This is a genomic window from Bartonella sp. TT110JLCBS (assembly GCF_042193405.1).
GTDB lineage: Bacteria > Pseudomonadota > Alphaproteobacteria > Rhizobiales > Rhizobiaceae > Bartonella.
The window spans coordinates 117,599-138,762 of record NZ_JBHILT010000004.1 but is presented as its reverse complement, the minus strand read 5'-3'; the positions used below and the strand labels follow the sequence as shown (position 1 = coordinate 138,762).

The 21,164-nt window shown below is 36.8% G+C and carries 20 protein-coding genes and 2 tRNA genes; 14 read left to right on the top strand and 8 right to left on the bottom strand.

The genetic code is table 11. From position 1 onward, the window contains the following. Positions 1 to 927, top strand: a 927-nt coding sequence (locus ACFILW_RS03355) for a tyrosine-type recombinase/integrase (RefSeq protein WP_375685172.1), incomplete at its 5' end; no start/stop codon positions are given. Between the two features lie 850 nt (positions 928 to 1,777). Here the strand turns inward: ACFILW_RS03355 and ACFILW_RS03350 are convergent. From ACFILW_RS03350 to ACFILW_RS03330, 5 genes are all read right to left on the bottom strand, one after another. Beyond that, positions 1,778 to 1,854, bottom strand: a tRNA-Arg gene (locus ACFILW_RS03350). A gap of 39 nt (positions 1,855 to 1,893) precedes the next feature. Continuing rightward, positions 1,894 to 2,199 carry an ETC complex I subunit gene (locus tag ACFILW_RS03345; protein ID WP_375617799.1) on the bottom strand — a complete coding sequence of 102 codons (306 nt, stop codon included), beginning with the start codon at positions 2,197 to 2,199 and terminating at the stop codon, positions 1,894 to 1,896. Between the two features lie 89 nt (positions 2,200 to 2,288). Continuing rightward, positions 2,289 to 2,365 (bottom strand) — tRNA-Pro (locus tag ACFILW_RS03340). 708 nt (positions 2,366 to 3,073) lie between these two features. Next, the gene (gene hdaA / locus ACFILW_RS03335) at positions 3,074 to 3,763 is read right to left on the bottom strand and encodes a DnaA regulatory inactivator HdaA (RefSeq protein ID WP_375622422.1); all 690 of its coding nucleotides are present in this window, start codon (positions 3,761 to 3,763) and stop codon (positions 3,074 to 3,076) included. After that, on the bottom strand, positions 3,760 to 4,971 hold the full coding sequence (locus tag ACFILW_RS03330) for an AI-2E family transporter (protein WP_375622421.1): 1,212 nt from the start codon (positions 4,969 to 4,971) through the stop codon (positions 3,760 to 3,762). The genes hdaA and ACFILW_RS03330 overlap by 4 nt, the downstream gene beginning before the upstream one ends. 161 nt (positions 4,972 to 5,132) lie before the next feature. On the opposite strand from ACFILW_RS03330, the gene purM reads away from it, so the two are divergent. Together purM and purN are read left to right on the top strand one after the other, a co-directional pair. Continuing rightward, entirely contained in the window at positions 5,133 to 6,242 is a 1,110-nt protein-coding gene (gene purM / locus ACFILW_RS03325; protein ID WP_375622420.1) for a phosphoribosylformylglycinamidine cyclo-ligase, read from the top strand. After that, the gene (purN, locus tag ACFILW_RS03320; protein WP_375622419.1) at positions 6,239 to 6,850 is read left to right on the top strand and encodes a phosphoribosylglycinamide formyltransferase; all 612 of its coding nucleotides are present in this window, start codon (positions 6,239 to 6,241) and stop codon (positions 6,848 to 6,850) included. Before purM ends, purN begins: the two co-directional genes overlap by 4 nt. A gap of 284 nt (positions 6,851 to 7,134) precedes the next feature. Here the strand turns inward: purN and ACFILW_RS03315 are convergent, their stop codons facing one another. After that, positions 7,135 to 9,669, bottom strand: coding sequence for a response regulator (locus tag ACFILW_RS03315; protein WP_375685171.1), 2,535 nt, complete (start codon positions 9,667 to 9,669; stop codon positions 7,135 to 7,137). 217 nt (positions 9,670 to 9,886) lie between these two features. Here ACFILW_RS03315 and ACFILW_RS03310 point away from each other — a divergent pair, with 217 nt between their 5' ends. After that, entirely contained in the window at positions 9,887 to 10,363 is a 477-nt protein-coding gene (locus tag ACFILW_RS03310) for a hypothetical protein (protein WP_375622417.1), read from the top strand. A gap of 52 nt (positions 10,364 to 10,415) precedes the next feature. On the opposite strand, the gene dksA is transcribed toward ACFILW_RS03310, so the two are convergent. Both dksA and ACFILW_RS03300 read right to left on the bottom strand, forming a co-directional pair. Then, positions 10,416 to 10,832: an RNA polymerase-binding protein DksA gene (gene dksA, locus ACFILW_RS03305; RefSeq protein WP_015856486.1), complete on the bottom strand. Its 417-nt coding sequence runs from the start codon at positions 10,830 to 10,832 to the stop codon at positions 10,416 to 10,418. A 314-nt stretch (positions 10,833 to 11,146) separates the two neighbouring features. Further along, complete coding sequence (locus tag ACFILW_RS03300) at positions 11,147 to 11,695, bottom strand: flavin reductase (protein WP_375622416.1); 549 nt, start codon at positions 11,693 to 11,695, stop codon at positions 11,147 to 11,149. Positions 11,696 to 11,842: 147 nt separating this feature from the next. Here ACFILW_RS03300 and rpe point away from each other — a divergent pair, with 147 nt between their 5' ends. The 10 genes from rpe to ACFILW_RS03250 all read left to right on the top strand — a co-directional run bounded on the left by rpe (position 11,843) and on the right by ACFILW_RS03250 (position 20,955). Then, entirely contained in the window at positions 11,843 to 12,529 is a 687-nt protein-coding gene (gene rpe, locus ACFILW_RS03295; RefSeq protein ID WP_375622415.1) for a ribulose-phosphate 3-epimerase, read from the top strand. Beyond that, positions 12,529 to 13,836 carry an adenylosuccinate lyase gene (gene purB, locus ACFILW_RS03290; RefSeq protein WP_375685174.1) on the top strand — a complete coding sequence of 436 codons (1,308 nt, stop codon included), beginning with the start codon at positions 12,529 to 12,531 and terminating at the stop codon, positions 13,834 to 13,836. The genes rpe and purB overlap by 1 nt, the downstream gene beginning before the upstream one ends. Positions 13,837 to 13,906: 70 nt before the next feature. Next, the gene (locus tag ACFILW_RS03285; RefSeq protein ID WP_375622414.1) at positions 13,907 to 14,455 is read left to right on the top strand and encodes an RBBP9/YdeN family alpha/beta hydrolase; all 549 of its coding nucleotides are present in this window, start codon (positions 13,907 to 13,909) and stop codon (positions 14,453 to 14,455) included. 191 nt (positions 14,456 to 14,646) lie between these two features. Further along, positions 14,647 to 15,411, top strand: coding sequence for a phosphoribosylaminoimidazolesuccinocarboxamide synthase (gene purC / locus ACFILW_RS03280; RefSeq protein ID WP_375622413.1), 765 nt, complete (start codon positions 14,647 to 14,649; stop codon positions 15,409 to 15,411). 80 nt (positions 15,412 to 15,491) lie between these two features. After that, positions 15,492 to 15,731, top strand: a complete 240-nt coding sequence (gene purS, locus ACFILW_RS03275) for a phosphoribosylformylglycinamidine synthase subunit PurS (protein ID WP_375685170.1) — start codon at positions 15,492 to 15,494, stop codon at positions 15,729 to 15,731. A gap of 11 nt (positions 15,732 to 15,742) precedes the next feature. Then, entirely contained in the window at positions 15,743 to 16,414 is a 672-nt protein-coding gene (gene purQ / locus ACFILW_RS03270; RefSeq protein WP_375622411.1) for a phosphoribosylformylglycinamidine synthase subunit PurQ, read from the top strand. Between the two features lie 281 nt (positions 16,415 to 16,695). After that, positions 16,696 to 18,906 (top strand): phosphoribosylformylglycinamidine synthase subunit PurL, encoded by a 2,211-nt coding sequence (gene purL, locus ACFILW_RS03265; RefSeq protein WP_375685169.1) that lies wholly within the window; start codon positions 16,696 to 16,698, stop codon positions 18,904 to 18,906. Positions 18,907 to 18,961: 55 nt separating this feature from the next. Next, positions 18,962 to 19,195, top strand: coding sequence for a BolA/IbaG family iron-sulfur metabolism protein (locus ACFILW_RS03260; protein ID WP_375622409.1), 234 nt, complete (start codon positions 18,962 to 18,964; stop codon positions 19,193 to 19,195). A 99-nt stretch (positions 19,196 to 19,294) separates the two neighbouring features. Beyond that, positions 19,295 to 19,627, top strand: a complete 333-nt coding sequence (gene grxD / locus ACFILW_RS03255; RefSeq protein WP_375622408.1) for a Grx4 family monothiol glutaredoxin — start codon at positions 19,295 to 19,297, stop codon at positions 19,625 to 19,627. Positions 19,628 to 19,698: 71 nt separating this feature from the next. Further along, a complete protein-coding gene (locus ACFILW_RS03250) occupies positions 19,699 to 20,955 on the top strand; it encodes a multidrug effflux MFS transporter (RefSeq protein ID WP_375622407.1) in 1,257 nt (418 codons plus the stop codon). The last annotated feature ends 209 nt before the right edge of the window (positions 20,956 to 21,164 follow it).

Here is a 21,164-nt window from a genome sequence, read left to right as displayed (position 1 = left end):
CAAGAGTTTGTTGATAACTACAAAAGCGCACTTGCCGAGTTACAAGGGCTTATACTTCCTAAATCAAAAACTGGTAAACTTGTTGAAGGTTCATTTGCATGGCTGCTTAAACAATACTTTAACAGCTCTAATTGGCATAGCTACTCTAATACTACAAAAAAACAAAAAGAACTCATTCTTATGAAGGTATGTGATACCATAGGAAACATTCCATACCAAGCAATTGAAAAGAAACATATCATAGCCGGTGTTGAACGGCGTAAAGAAACACCAGCAATGGCTAGAAATTTTCTGAAAGCCCTTAATGGTCTTTTTAATTGGGCGATTGACCAAGGTCTTTTAGAAAATAATCCAGCCTTAGGTGTTAAAAGACCAGCCCTTCACAACAAAGATGGGTTTGCTGTTTGGACAGAAGAAGATGTTGAGAAATATTATCAAAGATGGTCCCGTGGTACCCATGAACGCGTTTGGATTGATGTTCTTTTATATACGGGTTTGCGTCGTGGTGATGCGGTCCGCATTGGCTGGAAAGATGTAAAGAATAATATCATTCATCTTAAAACAGAGAAAAGTAAATTCCAAACAGATGTTTTTCTTCCTATTTTACCGGAACTAGCAAAAACACTTGAAACTGGTCCTATTGGAGAAGAAACATTCATTTGTGGTAAAGAAGGTAAAAAACTCGTTAAAGAAAGTTTTGGCAACCTTTTTCGTGAGGCTTGTAACGTAGCGGGAATCAAAAAATCAGCACATGGCTTAAGAAAATTAGCAGCAACACGCGCAGCTAACTCTGGTGCAACAGTATCACAACTCAAAGCAATTTTTGGCTGGACAAATGATGCTATGGCATCTCTTTACACAAAGAGCGCAGACCGTAAAAGGTTAGCTATAGAGGCGATAAAAAAGCTTCAAAAAGATGAGGGATAGAGGCAAAAAAACTCAATAGAATCAAGATTCACCTATTCCCCCATATTAGATATAACTATTTTATTTTACTTGCTTTTTATTTGCCTGTCACGCCCACCATTCAACTTTATAGTATAAATAAATTATTGAGTTATCGTATTCTTTCAAGGTACGGGATGCATAAATAAAGATTCGGAAATAAGATTTTGCAACATGCCTCTACAAAGGGCATGCTTTACGGAGTGTTTTTAATATTTTTTACGTTCTGATAGCGCCTCTTGGAGGAAGCCATCTAAAAGTATCACAAACGTAATAACAGCCTCGTTGAATGAGAAATCCGAATATCGTAATGTTTTCTCATTTCAAACCTATTTATATTGAATCAATCAAAACCGTCTTCTCTCTTATACGTCATAAGAGGAACTGGTATTAGGTAATAAATTATATAAACATGCTGAAAAACGTAATAATATTATTCACAAAAAATAAAAAAATTACAATAGATGTTTTTTTGCAATTTCACCAGCATTAGCTGCAATGCTTAAATCTAATCTAAGAAATAAAATATTCATTTTCAGAAAGATGAAAAGAATCTCGTAAAAAAATTTTTGCAATCTGTTTCCTAAAGCATGTAATGTAGTAGCAACACGCAGTAAGAAAATGCAATGCTATAGTTTCAGCAATCGAAAGCAATTTTTACTGAAAAAAGAGAAAACAGCATCATTTTATACTAAAACAGTCAACAGAAAACGTTTAGCAACAAAATAAACCAAAAAACATTAAAAAGGTTCGGGAGTATACAGAAAAATAAGCTAATAGAATAAAAGGAAAACTCTCTAACTTTTTACAGCCTATTAATATCATTTAAACATGGTGATCCCGACAGGATTCGAACCTGTGACCCACGGCTTAGAAGGCCGTTGCTCTATCCAGCTGAGCTACGGGACCCAACTGATTATTTTCTCAATTCAAAATAGCATCTTTAATTCAATGTGTCCAAGAATGCTGCCGATCACTGCGAAAATTATCAGAATAAGAAATAGCGCGTCGAATCGATGTATGTTTCTTTTCTACACGGTAAGAGATAGCATTCTTACGCGCAAAAGCAATCGCTTCTTCCTTCCTATTAAATCGAATCCTTACCTGATTATTCATATCAGACGTTGCTGTGTAGCCCATAAGAGGTTCAAGCATTTTTGCTTTCATTGGCTCATACTCTAGAATCCAAAAACCTGTATTCCCCTTACCTGACTGCATAGCTGTCTTAGCAGGACTATAAATACGTGCGATCATGCCTTTTTCCTTCAGATTACACAACGCTTGGATGATAGTTTTTCACCACACGTACCCAATTGGGTCATTCTCACACACTCAATCAAATATGGTCGGAGCGATAGGATTCGAACCTACGACCCCCTGATCCCAAATCAGGTGCGCTACCAGGCTGCGCTACGCTCCGCCATTTACATTTACTTGATGCACATTTCCTAAAATTTTCACAACAGAAGTGCAAGAGAAAAACACACTTTTTTTTAATTTTGTTGCATTTCTTTACAAAAAAGCACATTTTTTAATTTTTTTCCCTACTCAATAACAAATTTATTGACAAATAGTAGAAAACAACCTCCGTAAAAATCCAATCTATATAAAAAAGAATGAATTTCTCTATAAGGACTTCATAATTTTTATCCTGCTTTAAGCAAGCTCTCATTGTATCAAAACACATTCCACAGATACAATTTTAGAAAAAAATGACTTAAATATCATAGAAAAACTTTCCCAAAGAGAACATAAGCCAAAAAATTCAGCTGTATTAAGCTTTTTTCCCCTCTTTTTCTATCTTTCCAAGGACACTTTTATTAAAAATTCTAGAATCTTCTACAATCCAAATCCATAAACAACAAACATTTTTTCAAAGCACAAAGGTTTTATTATAAATAAAATAAAGCGCTCTTTTTAGAAAAATTTTCAAATGCGAAAATGGTAAGAATTCAACATCATACAATAAAATCTCAAAGCTATTTAAAATAAACACACGATAAGAGTAAAAAATACTATTTTTTACTCTTATATAGATATCCAAAAAGAAGAAAATTTAAATGACTTGTCTTCCACATATTGAAACGATAATAGAAGGACAGAATAAGTAAGCCATGATAAGGAGTATTTACGGATTTCTTCTATTTAAAACTTCAGCAATAACAGCACGTGTTATTTTTCTTTTTCTTTGTAATGCCAACTGATCAACAGAATCAATAACACGCTTCAATGAAAATAAAGAACGTTCACAACGACTTACAAGATAATAAACCGTATCTGGATGTACAATAAGTTGCCTATCGGAAAAAAGCTTAAATGCAACAGCTGTTAACAATGCATCATCAGGCTGATTAATTTCAACGAACATCACCGAATTAAGACGACTTTTTAGATCATTTAACATTAAATTCCAAGCGGAAGGAAGTGTTCGTGCCGTCATCAATAAAGTAGCTTGTCGTGCATCAAGATTTGCTTGCTTAATACTGTTAATTAAATGAAAAAGTTCTGTCTCATTGATTTCACCTGCATCAATATCCTCTATTAAAAATGATCTGCCTAAAGAAGCCATAGTAATAGCCTGATCAATTTCATTGTGCTGAATCCTGAAAGCATCTGCTTTTTGGAGCCATATATTAGAAAAGTGCGTTTTTCCAGATCCTTCTTTGCCAACCAAAACTGCAATAGGTAAGCTCCAATTAGGCCAGTGATCAATAAGCTGAAAAGCCATACGATTGCTTTCCGTTACTACTAAATCATCAAATTGAAAAATTGGATTATGAGGAAAATTTAAAGATAATTGCGTTTCACGCCCATTCATTTTAGCGGCTCCGAATTTCCGCTTCGCGAATACATCTGAGAACTCAGATAAGTATGAAGAGCAAAACGAACTAAAACGCCAACAGCCGCTGCCGCAGGAACAGCAACAAGCATACCAGTAAAACCAAAGAGTGAAGAAAAAGCAAAAAGTGAAAACATCAACCATACAGGATGTAATCCCACTGATGAACCTACAAGCTTGGGTTGAAGAATATAACCTTCAATAAATTGACCAATTAAAAAAAGTGTCATCACAACAATGATTCCTCCCCAATTATTGGGATAAAACTGGACCCATGCAATACCAACAGAAAGGACCAAACCACTCATTGTGCCAATATAAGGAACAAAGCTAATAAGACCAATAAACATACCAATCAAAAGACTAAAATTGAGTCCTGCAATCGTTAAACCAATAGCATAATAGCCTCCCAATATGAGACAAACTGTTCCTTGTCCACGAACAAAGCCTGCTATAGCTCTATCCATTTCATGAAAAATACTCCGAACAGTTTCAAGATGATCACGCGGTATTAACGAATCAATTGCTTTCACCATCCGTGGCCAATCTAACAACATATAAAATGCCACAACAGGCGCCACAACCAATAGGCTAACGATATTAACGATAGATTTTCCTGACTTTAAAAGTGAATTCAAAAGAGACGTAATAAAATCCGAACCTTCTCCCAAAAATCCTTTAATATTATTCCGTAATTCATTTGGATCACTTCCAAAATAGCGCCTTATCCAATCAAAATCATGCTCAACAAAAAAGGTCTGAATACGATTAATATAAACAGGTAAACCATCACTCATAAATTGCTGTATTTGCCAACTAATAACAGGAATCAAAATAACTAAAGCAGCAACAAAGGTAATAACAATAAATAAAGTAATAAGGACAGTCCCAAACACACGACGAATACCAAATTTTTCAAGTAATTGAACAATGGGATTGAGAAAATAAGCCAACACAATCCCAGCCACAAAAGGAAGCAAAATTGATCCAAAAACAAACATAAAAAGAATGAAAAAAATCAGCGTACCAAGCCAAAAAAAGATTTGTCTTTTCATATTATTCGGCAACGGTAATTGAGTATATGCTGGCATATAAGTTTTATAACGGTCATGGGATGTATTCTCATTCACTTTTTTTCTCATAAGTTGCCAAGAAGACTTTCCGTGGTTATCTGATATCTTGTTCATAAAATATCCTAAAAAAAATTTCTTCACAAAAAATTATAAGCATTTTCAAAATAAGGTACAAGAAAAGTTGCTTATTTTCTTATCAATATCTCTTGCAGAGGAAACTCTATCATGGCATTGCATAACATCAAAAACTGATTTTCCATTAAAGGAAGGCTCCAATGAGCAATCAAGATCTTACAAATAATAAATCCAAGGCTGGGGATAAATCCAAAGCTGGTCTTACCTACGCAAAAGCCGGTGTAAACATCGATATGGGTAATGCTATGGTAGAAAAAATTAAACCCTTTATACGCGCGACAAAACGAGCCGGAGCAGATGCAGAAATTGGCGGGTTTGGTGGCCTTTTTGATTTAAAAGCAGCTGGCTTTACAGATCCTATCCTAGTCGCAGCCAATGATGGTGTGGGAACAAAATTAAAAATTGCCATTGAAGTAGATCACCATAACACTGTAGGTATTGATCTTGTAGCTATGTGTGTCAATGATTTACTCGTACAGGGGGCTGAACCTCTTTTTTTTCTGGATTATTTTGCAACTGGAAAGCTTGACCCAGAACAAGGTGCTGCGATTGTTTCTGGTATTGCAGAAGGATGTAAACAAGCCGGTGCTGCTCTTATTGGAGGAGAAACTGCAGAAATGCCAGGAATGTATGCAGAGGGAGATTATGATCTAGCCGGTTTTGCTGTAGGAGCATGCGAACGCAGCAAGATACTCCCTTCAAAAGATTTGACAGAAGGTGATATTATATTAGGTCTAAGCGCCTCTGGAATTCATTCCAATGGCTTTTCGCTTGTTCGACGAATCATCCAACAAAATTATCTCAAATGGAATGACCCTGCCCCTTTTTCCCCTGAAAACAGCCTTGGTATAGCACTTCTTACACCAACACGCATTTATGTAAAATCGCTTCTTCCCATCATGCGAAAATATGAAGGAATCAAAGCTCTTGCTCATATTACGGGTGGAGGCTTTCCTGAAAATATTCCACGGGTTATTCCATCTTCTCTCTGCGCTGAAATTAATCTTTCTACCATCAATGTTCCCTCCGTCTTTTCATGGATTGCCAAACAAGGTAAAATAGAAAAAACAGAAATGTTAAGAACATTCAATTGTGGTATTGGAATGATCATTATCGTAGCACAGCATGCGGCTGAAACAATTACGCAAGCTCTTGAAAAAAAAGGAGAGAAGGTGACTCCACTTGGCATTTTAACAAAACGACAAGATCAAAATAAAGGAATACTTTATAAAGGGGTACTGCATTTATGAAAAAAAAAATCGTCGTTTTTATTTCTGGTAATGGATCCAATATGGTCGCCCTTGCTCAAGCAAGTCAACAAAAAGGATATCCTGCTGAAATTGTTGCTGTTATTTGCGATAATCCGCGTGCAAACGGTATTGAAAAAGCGCAAAACCACAACTTACCCATTCATATTGTTGAGCGCAAAATTTACAAAACAAAAGAAGAGCATGAAGAAGATATTTTTACGATTTTAGATCAATATAAACCAGATTTTCTCTGCTTTGCGGGGTATATGCGCCTTATCTCACCACGTTTTGTAAAACTTTATGAAGGACGAATTTTAAACATTCATCCTTCTCTTTTACCTTCATTTAAAGGCTTAAACACACATGAAAAAGCTTTACAAGCAGGTGTAAAAATCACGGGTTGCACTGTTCATCTTGTTACAGAAGACATGGATGCAGGAAAAATTCTTGCCCAAGCAGCCGTTCCAGTCTATCCTCATGATACTGCTGAGTGCTTAGCACAAAGAGTTCTTAAAGTAGAGCATAAACTCTACCCTGAAGCTTTAAAAGCATTTATTGAAGGAAAGAGCAAAATAGTCGATACGCAACAACAGCTTTTATCTTTTTGAGTATCAACAATCTATTAATCAGCATATTTCAATGCTTTACACATAGTTTTTGCTCAGTATCTACAATTAAAAATCTCTATGAAATGTTGACATAATAGAGTCCATCTCTTCATAATTTTTTTGCACAGAATATGTGATTTTTTTGAATTTTAATTGAATTTCTAAATGGTTCTTCTTTATTTAATTTTCTAACATTATTATGAGCTCTATTTATCAAAATACTCTTGTATTTCACCTAAAAAATCTTAAAACACGCAATTTTTCTATGGCATTAAATTTTTGTATCATGACGAAAGTGTTTCTTTAACTGTTACAGCTAACTGTTTGAGTGTAAAAGGTTTAGACAAAAAACCAAAAACAGCATCTTGTGGAAGATTTTTAGAAAAAGCATCTTTTGCATATCCAGAAACGAAAAGAAATTTGATATCAGGATAGTTTTTACGAACTTCCTTCAATAAAGTGGGCCCATCCATTTCTGGCATCACCACATCGGAAACAATAATATCAACATCTCCTTTTTGTTCCTCAAGAATAGAGAGTGCTTCCACCCCACTTGCAGCCTCTAAAACCGTATATCCTCTCATTTTAAGAGCTCTTACCCCCCCCATTCTAACCGCATCTTCATCTTCAACCAATAAAACGGTCGCAGATCCTGTTAAGTCTATATTTTTATCTTTCTCTTCATCTTTTTCAATCTTTTGAGAAATTTCTCCTTTTATATTAGGGATATAACGGGGAAGAAAAATATGAAATGTTGCTCCTTCACCTTCTTTACTTTCACAATAAATGTACCCACCGCTCTGCTTGATAATTCCATAAACCATTGATAAACCAAGTCCGGTTCCTTTTCCAACTTCTTTTGTTGTAAAAAATGGCTCAAACATTTTTTCTTGTATAGCAGCAGATATACCAGCCCCTGTATCTGAAATAGTCAATTGCACATACTCGCCAATTGCTAATCCAAGATGATTAAATTCAGCACTTTGTTGCTTTGTAATATTGTTTGTCGCAATCGTAACAACACCTCCATCGAACATAGCATCACGCGCATTAATAACCAAATTCATAATAACACGCTGAAAAGATGCTTGATCAACTTCAACGCTCCACAAATCTCTTCCATGGATAATTTTTAACTGAATATTATTCCCCAAAAGTGGTAAAATAAGATTGCGGATATCTGATAAAAATTCAGTAAAATCAACTTCTTCAGGTCGAAGTGTTTGCTTTCTAGAAAAAGCTAATAATTGTTGTACAAGAGCCGCTGCACGATTAGCATTATTTTTAATATTGATCAGATCAGCATGAGCAGGATCAGAACTACGATGCGTATTTAAAAGAAGATCACACGACATTAAAATTGCTGTTAAAACATTATTAAAATCATGAGCAATGCCGCCAGCCAATTGTCCTACAGCTTGCATCTTCTGATTTTGCATCATTTTATCTTCAAGTGTTTTTTGTTCGGTTGTTTCAATGACAGAGATAATAAGCAAATCTTGCAATGCATCACCATGATAGGGCGGTACAGACATAATATGGAGCCGTAAATGGCATTCTTCATTTTTTTCTAAAACAGTTTCTAGAGAAACAAAATAATTTTTATTTGTCGCAATTCTCTGAAAAGAACGCTCTAACTGCACACAATCACGACGAGAAATAACATCATAAAAATTGACAGCTTTGTCCATACATCCCGTGAGTGATGAAAAAGCTTTATTCATATGAACCAATTGCCCTGCATGATCCACCACGGCTATTGCAAAAGGACTCGCATCAAAATATTCTTCTAATATACTGGGTAATTTTAATTGATCATCCTCTTCTTTTTGTATTTGTTGTGGAATGATCACAACACGATAAATGGCTTCCTCTTCTAAGAGAGAAGAAACAGATATAAGACAATGGAATATTTTCTCACAAGTCGTGTGTGAATTTAAACATAACGAAAACCTATAGGGTAAAGAGTAACCTGAACTTTGATATCTGTTGGTTTGTAAACAGATATCACTCCATGAGCTCTTAGCGCCAACGCTATCAAATAACGAATCAAAATTATATTGACCAATTGAGAAATTCGCTAAATCAATTGAAAACCATTCTGCAAAAGTCGCATTGGCATAAAGAATAGTTCCTTGTCTATTAACGGATACAAAACCAATAGAAGCTTGATCCAAGTGATTGATAGCCTCTTGAAGGTTCGAGAAAAAAACTTCTCGCGTTTGTTGTAAGTGCGAAATATCAGTAATACGCCAAAATAAAAGCTTTTTTTTCTGTTTTGTGATAGGTTGAATGGAAATATTATACCAAACAGATTTTTTTAATGTAGAATCGGTAAAAATTGGCTGTTCTACTCTTAATTCCTCTTGCGCTGCAAGATTATTACAGGCTGCAACCTTTAAGCGGTACGAGAGTGCACCAGCTCCTGGCAGATCTGCAATAACCCTATAACAAGACACTTCAGGCTTATAGGTCAGAATTTTTCGATAGTTGTGATTAGAATAATAAACAAAACCAGAAAGATCAGAGATTACAATTGCATCATCGCTCCTATTAAAGATGCTAAAATCAAAATCTTCATGCGACCACACATGATATCTTAAAATTCCCATTCCACACAAAACGAGTGTTGCAACACCGATCATTGCTAGAATCAAAAAAGATATTGATATTGCCTGTTGCAAATAGTTTTGTGGATAAAAAAAACCTAAAATACCCACAATGAAAAGAAAACCTAATACAAAAACAATACCAAAAATCACAACTCTCCGGTGAAACGAAGACGCTGATCTTTCATTATTCTGAAAATCTTTATCCATCTCTCTTTGCCTTAGCTTATAGCTATTTCTTATGTCACAAACTTCCTTTATATTCGTTGTTATGTTGTTATAAAGTATATACTATGATATTATCTAAGATAAGCTCGCTTAATATTCAAAAGTTTATTTCTTACATTATAAGTGAATCTTTTGAGGGTATGTTTATAAATTTATCTCAATAAAAAATAATATTTCCATCCAAAATGGGAGAAAATCTATGTATATCTGGTTATCAGAGCAGATAGGTGTATCTGCTGCAAACATAACGATAAGCTTTTTGCTTTTTATAATAACAATCGCAGCTATTACCGTAATTATCGTGTTTTTACGTCGCTTAAGTACAGGAAGATACAGCATTAATAGAAAAAAAAGTCTATCACGATTAGCATTATGTGAAGTAATTTCTATAGATCGAGCACGCCGCCTTGTTTTAGTCCGTTGCGATAATAAAGAACATTTGCTCCTTATTGGCGGATTAACAGATGTGGTTGTAGAATCCGATATTACTGGTACATCAAAAATACAAAAAAGAGAAACAGACACACATCTAAATTCCGCCCCTCCAGAAAGAAACGATGTATCGGATAAAAGTCCCTCTCCTTTTACGAATCAAGGGGTAAAAGATTCAGCCATCACCGCCGAAATTGAGGGGCGGCAAGAACCATCTTTATTCATTCCTACCCCTCAAAAATAAAAATATACAATTTCATCACCACGAATTTTATTTGTTTATCATCTCAATGACCTTAATCATCGCGATAAACTCTTTCTCGTCGTTCGTGACGTTCTTGCGCTTCCAATGACAAAACGGCTATCGGCCGAGCCTCAAGACGCTTTATACTAATGGGCTCGCCGGTTTCTTCACAAAAACCATATGTCCCATTATCAATGCGCTCTAAAGCAGCATCTATTTTTGAAATAAGTTTCCTCTGACGATCACGAGCACGTAATTCGATTGTACGATCAGTTTCACAAGAAGCCCGATCAGTCAAATCGGGTTGACCAACATTCTCTTCCTGCAAATTTTCCAAAGTCTCACGAGCTTCTTTTAATATATCATTCTTCCAAGAAACCAATTTAGCACGAAAATACGCCTTTTGCCGCTCATTCATAAAAGGCTCATCTTCACTAGGGCGATATTGACCATCAATCTCTTCGCTCATGTAATAAAAAACCTCCACATATGCTATGTGCGGTCTATATATTGTGCAATACCCATCAACACAAGAGTAAAATGTTTTTTCATAACAATCGACGAATAGGTCTAAATGCACTGTTTAGGTTCAATCGCTTTTTTATGTAGATTGGATTCTTGATCAAATCTCATCCAGAATCATTTTTCTCGCTTATTGAAAAACTTTAAAAAGAAGGAAATCTAATATCAGATATCAGAGCCATCCCTCCCCTACTCTCTCATTGTTTAAAGTCTAAATGAAGCAACAATAAATCATTTCATCAATGCAAAAAAATAAAATCTTTATAAAGGCAAAGTGTGATATTCACGTTTCAAATACATCAAAGCATCTTTTTCTTGATTACAGTTGATTGCAACAACCTCACCAATCAAAACACAATGGGTTGCATGCTCGTGCCAACAAATCAAACGACAATCAAACGATGCTAAAGCATCTGAAAGACTAGGCGCCCCTGTTTGCAGAGTTCCCCATTGTGCAACATCAAAATGCTCATTTTGAGTAGACTCATTTTGTGAAGAATTACAACGCCTGGAAAAAATATCCGCTAATGAACGATGTTTTCCTGCCAAGCTATTAACACAAAAATTCCCATTCTCCATAAACACCTGATTCTTCAGATTATGGCGCATAAGACAAACAAGAAGGGTCGGAGGATCATCAGATAAAGAACAACACGCCGAAACAGTTACCCCGCGCTTTCCCTTAATGCCATTTGTTGTCACAATATGCACAGCTCCTGCAAAAAGACTCATAGCATCTCGATATTCTTGCGAAGAAACCGTAATATTATGTTGAAGTTTAGGCATTAAATATGTTTTATGATTCGACATATCTTTCACTTATAAAGCTTTTAAATTTCAAGCGATCTTTTCATAAAAAGATCTATAATACATATTTTTTCTTTTCCGTCATAACATAAAAGTTATTTGTGTATACACAGGCGACATGATAAAAACTGCCAATCTAAGGAGATTTTAATGCCCCATTCTCATCTCATTTCGCCTTCTCTCTTGGCTTCTGATTTTTCTAAACTTGGACAAGAAATGTTAGATGTTGTTGATGCTGGTGCAGATTGGCTTCATCTTGATATTATGGATGGGCACTTTGTTCCTAACATCACCTTTGGTCCTGAAATTGTCAAAGCTTTACGCCCATTAACAAAAGCAATATTTGATGTCCACCTGATGATCGCACCAGTAGATCCTTATTTAGAAGCTTTTGCAAAAGCTGGTTCAGATATTATAACCATTCATGCTGAAGCAGGTCCACATCTTCATCGTTCATTACAAACAATCAAAAAAATGGGGAAAAAAGCAGGAATAGCACTCAATCCAAGCACCCCTGAACATGTACTTGAATATTTGCTTGATCAATTAGATCTCATTCTCATCATGACGGTCAATCCCGGTTTTGGTGGACAAAGTTTTATTCCAGAAATAAAAGACAAAATTAAGCGCGTTAAAAACATGATTGCAAACCGCCCTATTGATCTTGAAGTTGATGGTGGTATCACCGTTGATACAATTGGGATAGCTGCAAAAGCTGGTGCAAATGTATTTGTCGCAGGCTCTTCAATTTATAAAGATGGAAATAAAGAGCTTTACAAAACACGTATTAGTGCATTGCGCCAAGCCGCAATCCTCTCACAACAAGGAAAAAAATGATGATCGCACGTTATTCCCGCCCTGCAATGGTAACAATTTGGTCTCCCGAAACAAAATATCGTATTTGGTTTGAAATTGAAGCCCATGCCTGTGATGCCCTTGCTCACTTAGGGATTATTCCGAAAGAAGCCGCCAAAGTCATTTGGGAAAAAGGGGCAGCAGCTAAATTTGATGTCAATCGCATTGATGAAATTGAAGCAATTACCAAACATGATGTTATCGCATTTCTAACCCACCTAGCTGAATTCATTGGACCAGAAGCACGTTTTATCCACCAAGGCATGACATCATCTGATGTTCTCGATACAACGCTGAACATTCAATTGATGCGTGCGAGTGATATTTTGCTAGAGGATATAGATCAACTTCTTGAAGCATTAAAAAGACGTGCTTTTGAGCATAAAGAGACAATCACCATTGGGCGGAGTCATGGCATTCATGCTGAACCGACAACATTTGGAATCAAGTTTGCTCTTGCATACGCTGAATTTTCCCGTTGTCGCAAACGTCTTCTTGCTGCACGAGAAGAAATTTCTACTTGCGCGATTTCAGGAGCTGTAGGAACTTTTGCAAATATCGATCCACGCGTTGAAGAACATGTAGCAAAAGCCTTGAAGATGCGTGCGGAACCGGTTTCCACCCAAGTAATACCAAGAGATCGTCATGCTATGTTTTTTGCAACATTTGGTGTTATTGCTTCCTCTATTGAAAGGCTAGCAATAGAAATACGCCATTTACAACGAACAGAAGTTCTTGAAGCAGAGGAACATTTCTCACCTGGGCAAAAAGGTTCATCGGCAATGCCTCATAAGCGTAATCCAGTTTTAACAGAAAATTTAACTGGATTAGCCCGTATGGTACGTGCATTTGCACTCCCTGCCATGGAAAATGTAGCGCTTTGGCATGAACGTGACATTTCCCATTCATCTGTTGAGCGTTATATTGCTCCAGATGCGACAATTACACTTGATTTTGCTCTTTCTCGCCTCACATCTGTCATTGAAAATCTCATTATCTATCCAGAAAATATGCAAAAAAATCTCAATAAATTCCGCGGTCTTGTTCACTCACAACGGGTTCTTTTAGCCCTCACACAAGCAGGGATTAGTCGTGAAGATTCTTATCGGATTGTACAACGAAATGCGATGAAAGTTTGGGAACAAGGAAAAGACTTTTTAGAAGAACTCCTCAACGACAAAGATGTTACCAAAGCTTTAAGTGAAGAAGAACTTCGCGAAAAATTTGATCTTTCTTACCACACCAAGCATATCAATACGATTTTTAAACGTGTTTTTGAAGAACAATAAAGCGACATAGAAAGAACCAAACTCCATTCCACCTATGATCAAAAATCTGTTGTAACAAAGAAAACAATTCATGAAAGCAAATCAACTCGATATTCTTATTGTTCCTGGCTACAAAGGATCTGGTCCAGATCATTGGCAAACACGCTGGGAAAAAAAATTGTCGACAGCCCGCCGCATTGAACAACTCCATTGGTCAAAGCCTGTTTGTGAAGAGTGGGTTAACAAAGTTAAAACCGCCATCGCAAAAGCTCAAAGGCCTGTTATGCTTATTGCGCATTCATTAGGCGTTCCTACTGCTCTTCAGGCAACTATACAAAATGCAGAAAAAATTTGTGGCGCTTTCTTTGTTGCCCCTCCTGATGTAGCCAATGAGAAAATACGCCCCAAACATTTAATGACATTTGGCCCTTATTATCGCCAAAAGTTGCCTTTTCCTTCTCTTGTCATAGCCAGCCGTAACGATGAGTTTTGTCAATTTTCAGTAGCAGAAGAAATTGCCAATGATTGGGGATCACTCTTTGTTGATGCTGGGTATTCTGGCCATATTAATGCAGAATCTGGACACGGACCTTGGCCTGAAGGGCTGATGGTCCTCTCTCACTTTCTTGCAAAAATTTGATCCAAAAGAAGTAGTCCTCTTTCTAATTGCCTATTTTCCACCATTGGGTAAACGTGTCATGACAAAAATTATATAAAGTATTATAGCAATATCATTGAGAATTTCTATCAATTAGGATAGTATCAATTGTCAATGTTATTAAAAACCTCTCAAAATAAATAGAGAATCATCAAGATAAATAGAGAAACATAATGAATCGTCGCCACCGTATTTATGAAGGCAAGGCTAAAATTTTATATGAAGGACCTGAACCAGGAACTTATATTCAATTTTTTAAAGATGATGCAACAGCCTTTAATGCAAAAAAACATGAAATTATCGACGGAAAGGGCGTTTTAAACAACCGAATTTCGGAACATATCTTTAGCCACCTTGGACGTTTAGGCATCCCAACACATTTTATCAAACGCATAAACATGCGCGAACAGCTTATTAAAGCAGTGGAAATCATTCCGTTGGAAGTTGTTGTTCGCAATGTTGCGGCCGGCTCTCTTGCTAAGCGTTTAGGTCTGGAAGAAGGAACCCCGCTTCCACAATCCATCATTGAGTTCTACTATAAAAATGATTCTCTCGATGATCCCATGGTGACAGAAGAACATATCACGGCTTTTGGGTGGGCTGTCCCACAAGAGATAGAAGATATCATGCAACTTTCAATTCGTATTAATGATTTTCTTTCTGGGCTTTTTGCCGGTGTTAACATACAATTAATTGATTTTAAAATGGAATTTGGTCGTCTATGGGAAGATGAAACAATGCGCATTGTTCTTGCTGATGAAATCTCTCCTGATTCTGCACGACTATGGGATATGCAAACACACGAAAAAATGGATAAAGACCGTTTTCGTCGTGATATGGGTGGGCTTATTAATGCCTATCAAGAAGTCGCCAAACGTCTTGGTATTATGAATGAAAATGAACCAATACGACCAAGTGGTCCCGTTCTCGTAAAGTAAACACAAGATAAAATAACATCATCTTCTACAAATACTCCTCTTCAAATGAGAGGTTCTTTTAAAAAGCAGGAAGTAAAATAATGAAAGCACGCATTACAGTTACTTTAAGAGAAAGCGTTCTTGATCCACAAGGAGAAGCAATTGTCGGTGCTTTAAAAAGTTTGGCTTTCGAAGGCATTCAATCCATTCGTCAAGGAAAGGTTTTTGATATTGTTCTTGATGATCTACCTTCTGAAACCGCAAAGAGAAAACTTGAACAAATGTGTGAAGATTTACTCGCAAATACTGTCATTGAAAATTATACAATCGAACTTCTGTAAGTGAAACACTCATGAAAACTGCCATCATTCAACTTCCTGGATTAAATCGTGATCGAGATATGGTTGCAGCATTACATCATATAACGGGAGTTGAGCCACTAAAAATTTGGCAAACAGAAACAACAATTCCAGATGTAGATGTTATTATTATTCCTGGTGGTTTTTCCTATGGCGACTACTTAAGATGTGGTGCAATTGGAGCGCGAACTCCCATCTTAAAAGCCATTCGTGAAAAAGCACAAGAAGGGACTACAATAATAGGGATCTGTAATGGATTTCAAATTTTGTTGGAAGCGGGATTATTACCCGGTACTTTAATGCGTAACGCTTCTTTAAAATTTGTTTGTCGTGAAATCAAACTTGAAGTCGTCAATGCCAAGACAAAATTTTCTCGATATTATTCTAAAGGACAAATTATTCGTTGTCCTGTTGCCCATCACGATGGGAATTATTTTGTTGATAGTGAAACATTAAAACAAATGGAAGATAATGAACAAATTGTTTTTCGTTATGCAGAAAATACAAATCCTAATGGCTCAATGAAAGATATTGCTGGTATTGTTAATAAAGCTGGTAATATTCTTGGTATGATGCCTCATCCTGAAAACTTTATTGAACCCGCCCATGGCGGTATTGACGGTCGTTTACTTTTTCAAAGTGCTTTAGAGTTAGTAAAGGGATGATGCCGCAAAAATCCTCGAGCTCCATAATTATAAAACAAAGGTCGATATCTCATATCGTAAATCTATGAACGAAATTCTTCACAAACAACAATGGATATTATTGCTCTAAATACATAATTATTTAAGATCGTTTTTGGTCTTAAATCCCACCAAACAAACGAACAAAATCTTCAGCTTACGGTCTATGAATATTTTTATTATTAAACAACATTATTGCTTATAATAGCTGCTAGATAGAAACTAAAATGCTGAATTTCAGTTAATTTAACGGATAAATACTCATGAAGCCTTGCGATAACATCACTATTACACCAGAGCTCATTGCACAACACGGCCTAAAAGAGGATGAATATCAACGTATCTTGACGTTAATTGGTAGAGAACCAACATTTACTGAACTAGGAATTTTTTCTGCAATGTGGAATGAACATTGTTCCTATAAATCCTCTAAAAAATGGCTAAGAACTCTTCCAACAGAAGGAAAATGTGTCATTCAAGGGCCTGGTGAAAATGCTGGTGTTGTTGATATTGGTGAAGGAGAATGTGTTGTTTTTAAAATGGAAAGCCATAACCATCCTTCTTATATTGAACCTTATCAAGGTGCAGCGACAGGCGTGGGTGGTATTTTGCGTGATGTCTTCACAATGGGAGCCCGTCCTGTCGCCGCTATGAATGCATTGCGATTTGGCGCTCCTGATCATCCGCGAACACGCCATCTTGTTTCTGGTGTTGTTTCTGGAATAGGTGGTTACAGCAATTCTTTTGGTGTTCCAACAGTTGGTGGAGAAGTCAATTTTGATGAACGTTATAATGGCAATATCCTCGTTAACGCTTTTGTCGCCGGTATTGCAAAGACAAACGCCCTTTTTTATTCTAAAGCACAAGGCATCGGACTCCCTGTTGTTTATCTTGGTGCGAAAACAGGACGTGATGGTGTCGGTGGAGCAACAATGGCTTCTGCTGAATTTGATGATTCAATCAGTGAAAAACGCCCAACTGTTCAAGTCGGTGATCCTTTTACAGAAAAATGTCTTCTTGAAGCATGTTTAGAGCTCATGGAACTTGGAGCTGTGGTTGCTATTCAAGATATGGGGGCAGCAGGTCTCACCTCTTCTGCCGTTGAAATGGGGGCAAAAGGAAATTTAGGGATACAGCTTAATCTCGATACAGTTCCTGTTCGAGAAGAAAACATGACAGCCTATGAAATGATGCTTTCTGAAAGCCAAGAGCGTATGCTCATGGTTCTTAAACCAGAGTTAGAAAAGCAAGCAGCAGCAATTTTTCATAAGTGGGGGCTCCATTTTTCCATTATTGGAAAAACAACCGATGATCTACGTTTCCGCGTATTTCATCAAGGGGAAGAAGTTGTCAATCTTCCCATCAAAGAACTTGGTGATGAAGCACCTGTTTATGACCGTCCTTGGAGTGAGCCGGCAAAAAAAACACCCTTAAAAGCAGAAGACGTCAAAAAAGTTGAAAATCTTGGTGATGCACTTGTGACCTTATTGAATTCTGCTGATCAAAGTTCACGGCGATGGATTTATGAACAATATGATACCCTTATCCAAGGAAATAGCCTTATTCGCCCAGGAGGTGATGCAGGCGTTATCCGTGTAGGCAACAATAGCAAACGTGCTCTTGCTTTTTCTTCTGATGTAACACCTCGCTATTGTGAAGCAGACCCTTATGAGGGAGGGAAACAAGCTGTCGCAGAATGCTGGCGAAACATTAGTACGACAGGTGCAACACCGTTAGCTGCTACAGATAATCTCAATTTTGGGAACCCTGAAAAAACTGAAATTATGGGACAGCTGGTTTTTGCTATTAAAGGAATCGGGGAAGCTTGTAGAATCCTCGATTTCCCTATCGTTTCAGGCAATGTTTCTCTTTACAACGAAACAAATGGGGAAGCCATTCTTCCAACCCCCACAATTGCTGGTGTAGGACTTCTTAATGATTGGTCTAAAATGGTCACAATAAGTGGTATGCAAAATGGAGATATTCTTGTTTTAGTAGGAAATTGCGGCTCCCATTTAGGACAATCAATCTATGCACGTAACATTTTAAATATTGATGCAGGTGCCCCCCCCCCTGTAGATTTACAACTTGAAAAAAAGCATGGTCAATTTGTTCGAGATGTCATACATCGTGGTTTTGTTCACGCCGCCCATGATCTTTCTGATGGAGGATTAGCGATTGCGCTTGCAGAAATGGTCATTAAAGCAGGTAAAGGGATCAAAGCAAAATTAAGCAACCAATCACCAGAACATGCAGAACTCTTTGGAGAAGACCAAGGACGTTATCTTTTAGCCGTCAAACCTGAAGCACTCAATAGCCTTAAAGAGCTCGCACAAATAAGTGCAGTTTCTTTAACAGAGCTAGGTCAAGTTGCAGGTGATGCACTTGATATAGATGGAATACTAAAACTTTCTATAGACAAACTCACAAAAGCCTATGAAAATTGGTTTCCACAATTTATGGGTGAAGAGTAAAAATTGTTGTTTTTAAACAGCTCTTACAAAAAGTGAACAACATAGGAGAATAATGATGGCGATGAGTGCCCATGCAATTGAAACGCTTATTCGTGAAGGCATTCCCGATGCGACTGTAACAATTCGTGATCTTGCTGGAGATGGAGAACATTATGCGGCAGAAGTTATTTCTGAAAGTTTTCGCGGTAAAACCCGTGTTCAACAACATAAAATGGTCTATGATGCCCTTAAAGGCAATATGGGAACTGATCTTCACGCCTTAATGTTGCAAACAAATATCCCCAAATAATCTAAAATTTTTTCTTGCATTCATTCACTCAATACGATTTAAAAACAGTACGAGTATAAATTACACACTTATAAAAATCCAAAATATCGAGGGATAAAAATGACCACTGTTCATGATTTTATTGATAACGAGATTAAAACAAACGACGTCATTTTATTCATGAAAGGAACACCTGACGCTCCGCAATGCGGGTTTTCAGGACAAGTTGTTCAAATCCTTGACTATTTAGGATTGAATTATAAAGGGATTAATATCTTAACTTCTGACGAATTGCGTCAAGGGATCAAAGATTACTCAAATTGGCCAACAATTCCACAGCTTTATGTCAAAGGTGAATTTGTTGGAGGCTGTGATATTGTTAAAGAAATGTTTCAAAACAATGAGTTACAGGAACTTTTGAAAGAAAAAAATATTCCTTATAATCAATCATAGGTATCTTTCATTTTATTCAGACTCTAAAAAAGAGCTGTTTTCAGACGAAATTTTTATTTCAAGGATGCCATATGTCATATTCACTCAATGAACAAACACATAGTGATGCGATTAGAAACAAAATTGGCTATAAAGAATTTGTTGTTCTTATTGCTTCTCTCATGGCTATTAACGCTATAGCTGTTGATATTATGCTGCCAGCTATGCCCAATATTTTGGACGGCTTAAATGTTCTTAATGAAAATGATCAACATTATATTATTTCGAGTTATCTTATTAGCTATGGTATTGCTCAAATATTTTTCGGTCCTATAAGCGATCGGTATGGACGACGTAAACTTATTCTTCTCGGGCTTGCTTTTTATTCATTTACGGCGATTGGCTGTGCCTTTGTAACTGATTTTTCTCTCTTACTTATTTTGCGTATCTTGCAAGGCATTGGAGGAGCTGCTATGCGCGTGCTCACAGTTTCCGTTGTACGTGATCTCTACAGTGGTCGAAAAATGGCAGAAGTTATGTCTATTGTTATGATGGTTTTTCTTGTTGCACCAATGGTTGGTCCCGCAACAGGACAGATCATTTTACTGCTCGGACATTGGCAATATATTTTTATTTTCATGGCAATGATTGGTTTCGGGCTGATGATTTGGATTCAATTCCGCTTGCCTGAAACACTTCATGAACAACGCCCTCTTTCCTTTTCTTCAGTTAAACACAACTTATGGGTTGTTGTGACAAATCGTACAACACTTTGCTATACACTTGCAACTTCTATCATTTTAGGGTGCATTTTTATCGCTGTTAATACATCACAACAAACCTATGAAGGAATTTATAACTTAGGCTTTTGGTTTCCTATCGCATTTGCCATCGGTGCTGCATTTCAGGCTTTCTCATCATTCATGAATTCTCGACTTGTCGGACGTCTTGGGATGAGACGTATTGCTCATACTATGCTTTTGCTCTTTTGTGCCACTTCATGCATTTGGTTTATTGGCTCCATCTTAGCAGGTGGTGTTATCCCTTTTCCTTTTTATATGACGTTATATTGTATATTAATGTTTACCTGTGGTGGCATTATGGCCAATTTCAATACACTCGCTCTCGAATCTGTAGGCGAAATTGCTGGAACAGCATCTTCTGTATCCGGCTTTCTTCAAACATCTATCGGTGCAGGACTTAGCTTTTTTATTGCCCAACAATTTGATGAAACAACCATCCCAAACTCAGCAGGATTTTTCTTTCTGAGTCTCACTGCCATACTTCTCGTCTTATGGGCTGAACGTGGTCATCTTTTTAGGCAATATCATAGTAATCCTAACGAATAAATATTACTACGAAAGATTAATAACATCTCTCTTGAACAATAAGAAGATAAACCTATCAGACAAAATAAAACATCTCCCAATAGAACACTCTTATGTTAAACATTCATATTGTTTGTTTAAAAGTACAGCTCTCGAAATATCAAATCATTTCACGACAGCACCCATAAATGGTATAATGTGAAAATGTATAAAAGCCATTGAATAGCAGC